Here is an 11,852-nt window from a genome sequence, read left to right on the forward strand (position 1 = left end):
TCAGTCAATCGATAGTTAGGGCAGCCTTACCTAATTATGAGGAGAATCACTGGTGACCGACCGTCCCCGCCCGTGGCGCGCCGATCCGTATCAGTCCGGCAACTCGGGTCAGCTCCTGACCAGCCTCGAAGCGCTCATGCTGGCCGGAGCACATCTGCACTCCGGCGGCCGCTTCGCCGACGTGGGATGCGGCTCCGGTGAGCTCGCCCACGCGATGGCCTTCCGCAACTTCGAGGTCGTCGCGAACGACTACTCGGCCTCCATGGTCGAAGCGACCCTGGAACGTTGCGCCGGGCTGCCCGTCGAAGCATCCGTCCAGGACGCCAACGAACTGACACTGCCCGCGAACAGCTTCCAGGTCGTGCACTCGTCCTGGATGATCCACTGGCTGCACGACGCCGGCACCGCCCTGCGCGCGATGGCCCGGGCCACCACACCCGGCGGCCTGGTCGTCCTGCAGTGGAGCTGCGCGCAACTACGCTCCGACGGCTTCGCGCTCCGCGACGTCGTCAACTCCGTGATCGCGCAACCGGCCTGGCAATCACGGCTGGCCGACGCGCCCTTCAGCAGCTACCAGCACCCGCACGACGAAGTCGCGGACCTGCTCAAAGCCGAAGGCCTCGAGATCCTGCATCTCGAGACCGACCTGCAGACCCCCGAGGCCGGCAACGACCTCGAAGCGCTCCGGCGCGGGCTGAAGGCCGCGGCCTTCCACAGCCAGGCCGAAGCGCTCGGCGACGACGCCGACAAGTTCATCGACGAAGTCATCTACGCCCTGATCAGCGCCAACGCGCTGCACCCGCACAACGCCCGGATCATCGCCCGCCGCCCGGCAGTGACCCAGGCCGCCGTCCGCCGCTTCCCGCTGTCGGTCGGCCACCTCGAGGTGGAATCCACCGAAGAACTCTCCCCGCTGATGCGCCGGATCCACTTCCGGGTCGACGCCCCGGCACTCGAACCGCTTCAGCCGGCCGAGACGATCACCGTGATCTGGCCGGCCGAGGACGCCGACGACGTCGTCCTGCCCGAGACCGGACGCTGGCGCTTCCCCGCCGACGCCGGCCGCCAGCACACCGCGAACCTGACCATCCGCGAACTCGACGGCGACCGCCTCACCGCCGACTTCTTCCTGCACGGCGAGCACGGCCGGATGGCAGTCTGGGCCGCGGTCGCCGAGCCCGGCGACCGGATCGGCTTCGGCGGCAGCCGCGTGCACTGGGTCCCGGACCCGAGCGCCGACTGGGTCCTCTTCGCCGGCGACGAGACCGCACTGCCCTCGATCGCGGCGATCGCCGAAACCCTGCCGGACGGACTCCGGGCCGCGGCCGTCATCGAAGTCCGCGACGAAGCCGAGCAGCTCGACCTCGGCGCCGTCGAGACGCACTGGATCTTCCGCGGCGACCGCGAACCCGGCGTCGGCACGATGATCGAGGACACCGTGCGCGCGCTGGAGTTCCCCGCCGGCCGCGGTCAGGTCTGGGGCGGCGGGGAGTCCCTGCTGATCCAGAGCCTGCGCAAACACCTGGTCAACGAACGCGGCCTCTCCCGCGAACAGGTCTGCGTACTCGGCTACTGGAACCGCCCGAAACAAGGAGAAGCGCAGTGAGATACGCCGAGCGCCAGATCGAGCTGTCGGTCGATCCCCTCCAAGTGGCCGCGAGCCTCGCGGCCACCTCGACCGAAGAGAACGTGCTCTACGAGAACCAGGGCGCGATCGGCTGGGGCGAAGGCGCCTACGCGACCGTGATCGCCCGGACCGACGAGCCACTGCCGATCGTGTCCGAGCGGCTCGCCGCGGTCGACGTCGAAGGCTGGCGCGCCTACGGCTGGGCGACGTTCGAGTTGTCGTACGCGCTGCACGGACTGGACGACGTACCGGCCGCCGACGCGATCACGCTGATGATCCCGCGGCGCGAGGTGCGGATCGCGGACGGCGTCGCACTGTTGCGGGCCCTGGATCCGGCCGAGCTCGACGTCCTCGAAACCCGGCTCGCCGACGCGGTTGTCCCGGGCGCGATCCAGACGACCGCGGATCGGGTCGAGGTGGATGTCGACCGGTTCAACGCCGACAGCTACCAGGCCGAGGTTGCGGCCGGCATCGCCGAGATCCGGTCCGGGGCGCTGGACAAGGTGATCTTGTCGCGGGTCGTGCCGGTGCCGGAGGACATTGACCTGGCCACGACGTATGTGACCGGGCGGCTCGCGAACAGCCCGGCGCGGTCGTTCCTGCTGCGACTGCACGGCTGGGAGGTCTTGGGGTTCAGCCCGGAGATCGTCGTCCAGGTCGGCGCCGATGGGCACGTGGTGACGCAACCGCTGGCCGGGACGCGCGCGTTCTTCGGCGATGACGCGGCCGACCTTGAACGACGTACCGAGCTGTATCGCGACGCCAAGGAGGTCTTTGAGCACGCGATCTCCGTCCGGCTGGCCGCGGTCGAGCTGGAGACCGTCTGCACGCCGTCGTCGGTCCGCGTCGAGGACTTCATGAGCGTCAAGGAACGCGGCAGCGTTCAGCATCTGGCCTCACAGCTCGCCGGATCGCTGACACCGGAACGCACGAGCTGGGACGCTTTCGCGGCGCTGTTCCCGGCGGTGACGGCGTCCGGCATCCCGAAAGCGCCTGCCTGTGCGTTGATTCGGCGTACCGAGGCCGAACCACGCGGGTTGTACAGCGGCGCCGTCCTGACCGTCGACCCGGACGGCGCGATCGACGCGGCACTCGTCTTGCGCAGCATCTTCCGGCGCGACGGGAAGACGTGGTTGCGGGCCGGCGCGGGCATCGTCGCGCAGTCCACACCCGAGCGCGAGCTGGAAGAAACCCGCGAGAAGCTGCGGAGCGTCTCGCGTTTCCTGGTCCCGGCCCGGCAGCTCGCGGTCGTCGACTGACGCCGGCTCACCGCACGGCCGGGACCACGTCCGTTCCGGCCGTGTTGTGGGCATCTTCACCAGCGCGTCGTCGGCGTGTTGAGTGGAAATAAATTTCGTTCTGGACGGGGTCGAATCCGGTTTTGGGGAGCGGGCAAAATCCGCTACTGTTCTTCTCGCACCGGAGAACACCAAACCGGTTGTAGTGCGGACGTAGCTCAGTTGGTAGAGCGTAACCTTGCCAAGGTTAAGGTCGCCGGTTCGAGCCCGGTCGTCCGCTCGGAAACCCACTCTGGTGGAGTGGCCGAGAGGCGAGGCAACGGCCTGCAAAGCCGTGTACACGGGTTCGAATCCCGTCTCCACCTCGAGAACAATCTCGGACGATTGGCGCAGCGGTAGCGCGCTTCCCTGACACGGAAGAGGTCACTGGTTCGATCCCAGTATCGTCCACGAAGGCGATAGGCGACCCATGTCTGCGGAGAGCGCAGACCGGGTCGCCTTCGTCATTTGTGCGGCTGCGCTTCGCTTGCCGCGTTGCGGGGGCTTCGCCACCCGCACCCCCCACGACTTCGCTTCGCTCGTCGCACGACTTCGCTTCGCTCGTCGGCGGTGGCTGGGTTGAGCAGTCGCCGACAACTCGCTCCGCTCGTCGGCAGTGGTTGGCTTCCGCGGTTCCTGACAACTCGCTTCGCTCGTCGGCGGTGGTCGGGGTGGGTGGACGCCGCAACTCGCTTCGCTCGTCGGTGGGCGTCAGGTTGGGCGGTCGCTGACAACTTGCTTCGCTCGTTGGTGGGGGGTGGGTTGAGCGGGTGCTGATCACTCGCTGCCGCTCGTCTGTTGTTGCGGGGTTGGGTGCTTCGCCGACGACTTGCTTCGCTCGTCGGTGGTGGCTGGGGTGGGCGGTCGCTGGTTACCTGCTTCGCTGGGCGGCGGCGGTCGGGGGGTGACGACTCGCTTCGCTCGTTGGTGGGGGCGGGGTGGGCGGTGCTGGTGACTTGCTGGTGGTCGTGTGTTGGGGGGTTGTTACATGCGGAGGTGGGAGGCGCCGTTGAAGTCTAGGACTGTGCCGGTGGCGAATTCGGCGGCTGGGGAGGCTAGGTAGTGGAGGGCGGCGGCTACTTCGGTGGGGGTGGCTACTCGGTTGAGGGGGCTTTCGGCGGAGCGGCGGGTGAGGCCTTGGCCGGATAGGTTTTGGGCGGCCATGTCGGTGGTGGTCCAGCCGGGGGCTAGGGCGGTTACGGCTATGCCGTCTGGGCCTAGGGCTCTGGCTAGGGATTGGGTGAAGGAGACGAGAGCTGCTTTGGAGGCGCCGTAGGCGGGTTGGTTGGGTTCGCCGCGGAAGGCGCCGCGGGAGGAGACGTTGATGATGCGGCCGCCGCGGGGCATGTGGCGGAGGGCGCACCAGGTGGTGTTGGCGGGGCCGAGGAGGTTGACGGCGAGGGTGTCGGTCCAGGCTTGCTGCCATTCGGCGTAGGTGGTGTCGCGGATGGGGTGTGAGTGGTAGACGCCGGCGTTGTTGATGAGGACGTCGATTCGGCCTAGGGCGGCTGCGGCGTTGTTCACCATTTGTTCGACGGCGTCGGCGTCTGCGAGGTCGGCTTGTACGAGAGTGTGTCCGGTGCCTGGGAGCTCGGCGAGTACTTTTTCTGCTGCGGCGCGTGACGAGCCGTAGTGGACGGCGACGCGGTCGCCGTCCGCGGCGAAAGTCCGGGCGGCTGCGGCACCGATGCCGCGGGAAGCTCCAGTGATCAGTACGGCGCGATCCATGGGATCGATTTTGTCATTACAACCGTGGCTTTGAGTCGCGGCGGTAGGACTTGCTGGCGCGGACCCACTCTTTCTTGGTCTCGGCTTGCAGGCGCGCGTCCGAGCGGCGCGCCATGTAGGCCGCCTCGCGACGGAGGCGAACCCAGCTGTCGTAGCGCCGGTAGGGCAGGGAACCTTCTGCCAGGGCGGCCTGAACGGCGCAGCCGGGTTCTGTCTCGTGTGCGCAGTCCTTGAATTTGCAGACTTCGGCCAGCGAGGTGATGTCGGGGAAGGCGGCTGCCAGGCCGTCGCCCGAGTCTTGTAGACCGATTCCCCGGAGTCCGGGTGTATCGATGACGACGCCACCGGATGGCAAGACGATCAGCTCGCGCCGTACGGAGGTGTGCCGGCCTTTGCCGTCCTCGCGGATTGCCTGTACGTCCAGCAACTCGACACCGGCCAGCGCATTCACCAAGGATGACTTTCCTGCGCCGCTGGAACCCAGGAGGGCCAGCGTTGCATCGCCGGCGACTAGCTCGCGGACGGCGTCGACGCCCTCGCCGGTCGCTGTACTGCAGAGCAGTACGTCGGCGCCTGGCGCGGCTATCGCCACGTCCTCGGCGATTGCCTCGCCGTCGCCGACCAGGTCGGACTTGGTGAGGACGACGACGGGCCGTGCGCCGCTCTCCCACGCGAGCGCGAGGAAACGTTCGATCCGGCCGATGTTCGGCTCCGGATGCAGACCGACCACGATCGCGACGACATCGACGTTCGCGGCCAGCACCTGGCCCTTCGACGTACCGCTCGCCTCGGCGCGGACGATCGCCGTCCGCCGGGGCAGCAGCGACTCCACCGTGATCCGGTCGTCCGGCCAGCGCCGGAGTAGTGCCCAGTCCCCGGTGCAGGGCATCGCGTGCGGATCACCCGCGATGGCGCCGAGTAACGCACCCGACCACGTCGCGCGGACGGGACCGTCCTCGGTCAGAACCGTCGCCAGGCCCTTGTCGACCCGGGCGACGCGACCCGGCACCAGCTCGGCCGGGGAAGACTGCAAGACATCGGCCGTGGAACTGTCGAGCCCCAGAGCCTGAAGTGTGGAAGACATGCGGCGAACCTTTCGGAGGGTCCGGCCGCGAGATCAGCTCAGCGGACGGACAGTAAGGGAGACCACGGCCCGTGCGGCCGGTAAGTGGCTCATGGCAGTGCCTCCCTTCCAGAAGTTCGACAACCGGTAGTCGCGATGCCCTCAGCCTATGTCGTCGGGTTCGTCGTGCGCACCGGATTTTCGGACTCGACCGGCTCGGCCAGCCGCTCGATCGACTCCGCCGCCGCGACCTCCGGCCGGGTGTCCTCCTCGACCGGCGTCAGCTCGTGGTGCGGCTCCGCCTCGGCCTTCATCACCGGCTCCCGCTCGCCCTCGAGCGGCGGCAGCGCGGGCTCCCGCTTACGCGCCGGCCAGAGCCGGTTCACGACCGCGTTCAGTGCCGCCCCGATCAGGACGGCGATCGCCGTCATGTACAACCACATCAGCACCGCGATCGGCGCCGCCAGCGGCCCGTAGATCGACGTCCCGCCGACCGTGCTCTGCAGGATCCAGCGCAGCACGAAGCTGCCCAGGATCCAGATCGACAGCGCCAGGAACGAGCCCGGCAGATCCGACACCCACGGCGTCCGGACCGGCACCGACACGTGATAGAGCGTGTTCAGGAAGCCCGCGGACAGGATCGTCACGACCGGCCAGTACAGCTGGTTCAGGAAGTCCAGCCGCGCCGGGAGGATCGCGTCCACCGCGTCCGGCCCGGCCAGCACCAGCGGCAGCACGATCACGCCGATCACCAGCGCGACGCAGTACAGCGTGAACGACAGCGCGCGCGTCCGGACGATCCCGCGCTTACCGCCCATCCCGTACATGATCGTGATCGTGTCGACGAACACGTTCAGCGCCCGGCTGCCCGACCACAGCGCGAGCACGAAACCGATCGAGATCACATCCGGGCGGCCGCCGTTCAGGACCTGGTTCAGCGTCGGGACGATCACGCTGTTCACAGAGTCGTCGGTGAGCGCTCTCTGCGCGAGCTCCGCGATCTGGAGCTTGATCTCCTCGATCGTCTCGACCTGGAAGTACCGCGTCGCGATGAAACCGATACTGCCGGCCAGCCCGAAGATCAGCGGCGGCAGCGAGAGAATCGCGAAGAACGCTCCCTCCGCGGCCAGCCCGGTGACGCGGTAGCGCAGACACACCCCGACCGTCTGGGTGATCAGCCGCCACGTCGTCGTGGGGATCTTCCGGACCCATGCCAATGAGAGGGAGCTCCCACTGCTGGGTCCTGCCCCTGAACGCGCCATACCGCTTACCGTACTGATATGGCGGACCCAAACGCTGTAACGAACCAGGCTCCCCCACTGCACGGCGTGAACTTCTTCACCCGCGACGCGCCGCTCGGCGACGCGCTGCGGCCCTACGCCGACCTCGCCGCCGACCCGGAACTCACCCGGATCGGAGCGCTCGCGGGATCGGAGGAAGCGCTCTCCCACGCTCTCCCGGCCAACCAGCACCCACCCGCCCTGCGCACCCACGACCGCTACGGGCACCGCATCGACGAGGTCGACTTCCACCCGTCGTGGCACTGGCTGATGGAGCGCGCCGTCGGCTTCGGCCTCCAGGCCGCGCCCTGGACGAGCACCCGGCCGAACCCGCACCTGACCCGTGCCGCCGGGTTCTACGTCTGGTCCCAGGTCGAGCCCGGCCACAGCTGCCCGATCTCGATGACGTACGCCGCCGTCCCCGCCCTCCAGGCATCGCCGGCGCTGGCCGCCGAGTGGGCGCCGCGACTGGCCTCGACCGAGTACGACGTACGCCGGTTGCCGGGCGCGGCCAAGCGCGGCGTCCTGGCCGGGATGGGGATGACCGAGAAGCAGGGCGGCTCCGACGTGCGCGCCAACCTGACCACCGCCACGCCGTCCGGCGGCGACGACGAGTACCTGCTCGACGGGCACAAGTGGTTCTGCTCCGCGCCGCAGGTCGACCTGTTCCTCGTCCTCGCCCAGGCGCCCGACGGGCTCACCTGCTTCGTCGTCCCCCGCGTTCTTGCCGACGGCAACCGCAACACCTTCGCCCTGCAACGCCTCAAGGACAAACTCGGCAACCGCTCCAACGCCTCCAGCGAAGTCGAGTTCCACTCCACCGTCGGCCACCGACTCGGCCCCGAAGGCGCCGGCGTCCGCACCATCATCGAAATGGTCGCCGCCACCCGCCTCGACTGCGTCCTGGGCTCAGCCGCCCTCCAACGCCGAGCCCTCGTCGAAGCCGTCTGGCACACCCGACACCGCTCCGCCTTCGGCGGCCTCCTCGCCGACAAACCCGCCATGCAGAACGTCCTCGCCGACCTGGCCATCGAAAGCGAAGCCGCCACCGCCCTCGCCATGCGCCTGGCCGCCGCCGTCGACGCCTCCGTCGGTGGGGATCAGCAAGAGACGGCTTTTCGGCGGATCGCCCTGCCGCTCGCGAAGTTCTGGGTGACGAAGCGGACCTCGTTCCTGGTCGCGGAAGCGCTGGAGTGTCTGGGCGGCAACGGCTTCGTGGAGGAGTCGGGGATGCCGCTGCTCTACCGCGAGTCGCCGTTGAACTCGATCTGGGAAGGCTCGGGGAACGTCAACGCGCTCGATGTGCTCCGGGCACTGCGGAAGCCGGAGTCGCTGGAAGCCTGGCTGATGGAAATGGGCACGGTGAGCGGGGCCGACCAGCGGCTGGACGCGGCGGTGACCGACGTCCTGCAAGGCCTGGCTGATATCGGCGAAGCGGGCGCGCGCCGACTGGCCGCGCGGATGGCGCTGTGCCTGCAGGCATCGCTACTGATTCGACACTCGACACCCGCCGTCGCGGACGCGTTCGTGGGCTCCCGGCTGGGCGGCGCCTGGGGCGGCGTCTTCGGGACACTTCCACGGACGACGCCGTTCCAGGACATCGTCGAGCGCACGATAGGGTGAGCGCGAAGCGACTGGCGCGCTGAAGGTGGAGAACCACCGGGGAGCGAAGACCGTCGGCACCGTGCGCCTGGGTGCCTTCGACCCACTGCAACCGCAGGAGAGACAACGATGACTCAACCCTTCGACGCCGCCAAGGCCTCCGCGGCCTACCAGAACGCGCTCGAGGTGATCGCCTCCGTCGAGCCGACCATCGCCGGCGCGATCAAGGCCGAGCTGGCCGACCAGCGCTCCTCGCTGAAGCTGATCGCGAGTGAGAACTACGCCTCCCCCGCCACCCTGCTCACGATGGGCAACTGGCTGTCCGACAAGTACGCCGAAGGCACCGTCGGCCACCGCTTCTACGCCGGCTGCCAGAACGTCGACACCGTCGAGCAGACCGCCGCCGACCACGCGAAGGCCCTGTTCGGCGCGCCGCACGCCTACGTCCAGCCGCACTCCGGGATCGACGCCAACCTGGTCGCCTTCTGGGCGATCCTCGCGCAGCGGATCGAGTCCCCCGCGCTCGCCGAGGTCGGCGCCAAGCACGTCAACGACCTGTCCGAAGAGGACTGGAACAAGCTCCGCAAGGCGCTCGGCGACCAGCGCATGCTCGGCATGTCCCTGGACGCCGGCGGCCACCTCACCCACGGCTTCCGCCCGAACATCTCCGGCAAGATGTTCAACCAGCGCTCCTACGGCACCGACCCCGAGACCGGCCTGCTCGACTACGACCAGGTCGCCGCGGCCGCGCGCGAGTTCAAGCCGCTGGTGCTGATCGCCGGGTACTCGGCGTACCCGCGCAAGGTGAACTTCGCCAAGATGCGCGAGATCGCCGACGAGGTCGGCGCGACGCTGATGGTCGACATGGCGCACTTCGCCGGTCTGGTCGCGGGCAAGGTCTTCACCGGCGACTTCGACCCGGTCCCGCACGCGCACGTCACCACCACGACCACGCACAAGTCGCTGCGCGGCCCGCGTGGCGGCATGGTCCTGTGCCAGCCCGAGTACGCCGACTCCGTCGACCGCGGCTGCCCGATGGTCCTCGGCGGTCCGCTCAGCCAGACCATGGCTGCCAAGGCCGTCGCGCTGGCCGAGGCCCGCCAGCCGGAGTTCCAGACCTACGCCCAGGCCGTCGCCGACAACGCCGTCACGCTCGCCGAGGGGCTGATGAAGCGCGGCGTCAAGCTCGTCACCGACGGCACCGAGAACCACCTCGTCCTGCTCGACGTCTCGTCGTACGGCATCACCGGCCGCCAGGCCGAGTCCGCCCTGCTGGACGCCGGCATCGTCACCAACCGCAACGCCGTCCCCCGCGACCCGAACGGCGCCTGGTACACCTCCGGCGTCCGGATCGGCACCCCGGCGCTGACCACGCGCGGCTTCGGCGCCGACGAGTTCGACAAGGTCGCCGAGCTGATCGTCGACGTCCTGTCCGCGACCACGCCGACCACGACCGCGGCCGGTGCGCCGTCCAAGGCGAAGTACACGCTCGGGGACGGCGTCGCCGACAAGACCCGCGCGGCCTCGGCCGAGATGCTCGACAAGCACCCGCTCTACCCGGGCCTCGAGCTCGCGTAAAGTTCAACTATGGCGCCCACCCCGGAAGAAGTCAGTCAGTACGTCGAACGCTTCGCCGGGGTGATGGCCAACAGTGGGGTCCCGACCATGTCCGCGCGGGTGATGGGCCGGATGCTGGTCAGCCCGAACGGAACGATGACCGCGGCTGAGCTGGCCGACACACTCAAGATCAGCCAGCCCGCGGTGTCGGGCGCCGTCCGGCAGCTGATCCAGATGTCGTTCATCAGCCGCGAACGGATGCCGGGCTCCCGCAAGGACCACTACCGGATCCGCGAGGACGTGTTCGCCGCCATCGTGGAGCGGCGCAACGCGGCGCTGACAGACTGGGCCGCGAGCAGCGCCGCCGGGGCCGAGCTCTTCGGTGACGACACCGTCGTCGGCCGGCGGCTCTCCGAAGCCGCGGACTTCATCACGTTCATCCACGGTGATCTCGAGCAGACCATGAAGGAATGGCGCGCCAAACACCCGCGCTAGAAGTAGATCGGCGGGCGGGGCAGCTCGACGCGTAGTTGCCGGGCGATCGCCAGCGCGGTCGCATCGTCGTGGTGCTTGGTGACGACTTGCGCTCCGACCGGTAGACCGTCGAGAAGACCGACGGGGATGCTGACCGCCGGGTGGCCGGTGACGTTGAACGCCCAGCACGGGTCACCGACCACGATCTGTTCATCGTGCTGACCGTTGCGGTGGGCAACAGTCAGCGTGGTCGGCGTGATCAGCGCGTCGACGACGTCGAACAGGTCGGCCAGCGCGGTGTTGTTGCGATCGCGGACCTCGCGCGCCCGGCGCACCGCGGACGTCTGGACGCCGCGGCCGGCGTCCAAGGTGGACAGCACGTGCCAGGCGTCGTCGGTCGGCTCCAGCTGGAGCGGTACGTCGATCACGTCGAGCAGTCGGAGGCGATCACGGACGACGCGATCGACGTCCGGGTCGGAGGGGTGGACGCCGAGGGTCGGGCGGTAGGCGACGCGCCACGATCTGTCGGAGCGCGGCGGGATCGGCCAATGCGGTAACGCTGTCGGGTCGAGACGGTCGGGACCGCTGACGATGCTCGTCGCGAGGATCACGTCGTCCAGATCCGCGCCGAGCACGCCGGCGGTCGTCAGCCCACCGAAACCGCGGCCTGCCGCGCGCGGGACACGGCCGAAAGTGCCTTTGAAACCCACAAGGCCGCAGAACGCGGCCGGGATCCGCAGCGAACCGCCGCTGTCGCCGCCAGTCGCCAGCGGCACGACCCCGGCCGCGACCGCCGCCGCTCCCCCAGCCGTCGAGCCACCCGGCGTCCGGGTCACGTCCCAGGGGTTCGCTGTGTACTCGCGGCCGTTCCATCCGTATGTCTGCGACCCCGGCCCGGGCCGCGCCCGCGTCGCCGTCCCGATCGGGACCGCACCCGCCGCGACCAACCGCCGCACGATCGGCGACCCGGCCGGCGTCCGCGCCTTCACCAGGAAGGGAACCCCAGCCAGAGCGCCGGTTTCGACCGCTCGCGCCGCACGTAGCGCGCCGACCTCGTCCAGCTCCTCGAGGAAATGCAGCACCGGATCCAGCTGCCGAGCCGCCTCCAACGCCTCCTTAACCACCTCGACCGCACTTCGGTGCCCACCCCGAACCCCCGCCGCGATTTCCCCAGCCGTCTCCACCCCCGCAACCCTAGTAACCGGCCACGTGGCGGCCCTTTGCTTTCCCTTGAAAACGGCGAT

General features: G+C 69.1%; 9 protein-coding genes, 3 tRNA genes and 1 riboswitch. Of the genes, 8 read left to right on the plus strand and 4 right to left on the minus strand.

Annotation, left to right across the window (positions count from 1 at the left end; genetic code table 11):
- The first annotated feature begins 52 nt into the window (after window positions 1-52).
- The 5 genes from ACZ6ZD_RS29615 to ACZ6ZD_RS29635 all read left to right on the plus strand — a co-directional run bounded on the left by ACZ6ZD_RS29615 (window position 53) and on the right by ACZ6ZD_RS29635 (window position 3,315).
- Window positions 53-1,606: an SIP domain-containing protein gene (locus tag ACZ6ZD_RS29615; RefSeq protein ID WP_465677200.1), complete on the plus strand. Its 1,554-nt coding sequence runs from the start codon at window positions 53-55 to the stop codon at window positions 1,604-1,606.
- Window positions 1,603-2,886 carry a salicylate synthase gene (locus ACZ6ZD_RS29620; RefSeq protein WP_465677201.1) on the plus strand — a complete coding sequence of 428 codons (1,284 nt, stop codon included), beginning with the start codon at window positions 1,603-1,605 and terminating at the stop codon, window positions 2,884-2,886. The genes ACZ6ZD_RS29615 and ACZ6ZD_RS29620 overlap by 4 nt, the downstream gene beginning before the upstream one ends.
- 186 nt (window positions 2,887-3,072) lie before the next feature.
- A tRNA-Gly gene (locus tag ACZ6ZD_RS29625) sits at window positions 3,073-3,145 on the plus strand.
- Between the two features lie 14 nt (window positions 3,146-3,159).
- Window positions 3,160-3,230 (plus strand) — tRNA-Cys (locus ACZ6ZD_RS29630).
- Between the two features lie 13 nt (window positions 3,231-3,243).
- Window positions 3,244-3,315 (plus strand) — tRNA-Val (locus ACZ6ZD_RS29635).
- Between the two features lie 573 nt (window positions 3,316-3,888).
- Here the strand turns inward: ACZ6ZD_RS29635 and ACZ6ZD_RS29640 are convergent.
- From ACZ6ZD_RS29640 to ACZ6ZD_RS29650, 3 genes are all read right to left on the minus strand, one after another.
- Entirely contained in the window at window positions 3,889-4,632 is a 744-nt protein-coding gene (locus ACZ6ZD_RS29640; protein ID WP_465677202.1) for an SDR family NAD(P)-dependent oxidoreductase, read from the minus strand.
- A gap of 16 nt (window positions 4,633-4,648) precedes the next feature.
- Complete coding sequence (gene rsgA, locus ACZ6ZD_RS29645; RefSeq protein ID WP_465677203.1) at window positions 4,649-5,716, minus strand: ribosome small subunit-dependent GTPase A; 1,068 nt, start codon at window positions 5,714-5,716, stop codon at window positions 4,649-4,651.
- 146 nt (window positions 5,717-5,862) lie between these two features.
- Complete coding sequence (locus ACZ6ZD_RS29650; protein ID WP_465677204.1) at window positions 5,863-6,912, minus strand: YihY/virulence factor BrkB family protein; 1,050 nt, start codon at window positions 6,910-6,912, stop codon at window positions 5,863-5,865.
- Window positions 6,913-6,975: 63 nt separating this feature from the next.
- Between ACZ6ZD_RS29650 and ACZ6ZD_RS29655 the strand changes: the two genes are divergently transcribed.
- From ACZ6ZD_RS29655 to ACZ6ZD_RS29665, 3 genes are all read left to right on the plus strand, one after another.
- The gene (locus tag ACZ6ZD_RS29655; protein WP_465677205.1) at window positions 6,976-8,598 is read left to right on the plus strand and encodes an acyl-CoA dehydrogenase family protein; all 1,623 of its coding nucleotides are present in this window, start codon (window positions 6,976-6,978) and stop codon (window positions 8,596-8,598) included.
- Window positions 8,596-8,678, plus strand: a riboswitch (ZMP/ZTP riboswitch). It overlaps the preceding gene by 3 nt.
- A 28-nt stretch (window positions 8,679-8,706) precedes the next feature.
- On the plus strand, window positions 8,707-10,155 hold the full coding sequence (locus tag ACZ6ZD_RS29660; RefSeq protein WP_465677206.1) for a glycine hydroxymethyltransferase: 1,449 nt from the start codon (window positions 8,707-8,709) through the stop codon (window positions 10,153-10,155).
- Between the two features lie 9 nt (window positions 10,156-10,164).
- Window positions 10,165-10,629 carry a GbsR/MarR family transcriptional regulator gene (locus ACZ6ZD_RS29665; RefSeq protein ID WP_465677207.1) on the plus strand — a complete coding sequence of 155 codons (465 nt, stop codon included), beginning with the start codon at window positions 10,165-10,167 and terminating at the stop codon, window positions 10,627-10,629.
- Here the strand turns inward: ACZ6ZD_RS29665 and ACZ6ZD_RS29670 are convergent.
- The gene (locus ACZ6ZD_RS29670; protein WP_465677208.1) at window positions 10,626-11,732 is read right to left on the minus strand and encodes an amidase; all 1,107 of its coding nucleotides are present in this window, start codon (window positions 11,730-11,732) and stop codon (window positions 10,626-10,628) included. The two genes, ACZ6ZD_RS29665 and ACZ6ZD_RS29670, sit on opposite strands and share 4 nt — an antisense overlap.
- Window positions 11,733-11,852: the final 120 nt, after the last annotated feature.

It is taken from the genome of Kribbella sp. NPDC104218 (assembly GCF_055584105.1).

What these genes read in the sequence shown, in the direction of transcription:
- ACZ6ZD_RS29640 (WP_465677202.1), bottom strand. Translation starts at nt 4,632, where the DNA reads ATGGATCGCGCCGTACTGATCACTGGAGCTTCCCGCGGCATCGGTGCC.
- rsgA (WP_465677203.1), bottom strand. Translation starts at nt 5,716, where the DNA reads ATGTCTTCCACACTTCAGGCTCTGGGGCTCGACAGTTCCACGGCCGAT.
- ACZ6ZD_RS29655 (WP_465677205.1), top strand. Translation starts at nt 6,976, where the DNA reads ATGGCGGACCCAAACGCTGTAACGAACCAGGCTCCCCCACTGCACGGC.
- ACZ6ZD_RS29660 (WP_465677206.1), top strand. Translation starts at nt 8,707, where the DNA reads ATGACTCAACCCTTCGACGCCGCCAAGGCCTCCGCGGCCTACCAGAAC.
- ACZ6ZD_RS29665 (WP_465677207.1), top strand. Translation starts at nt 10,165, where the DNA reads ATGGCGCCCACCCCGGAAGAAGTCAGTCAGTACGTCGAACGCTTCGCC.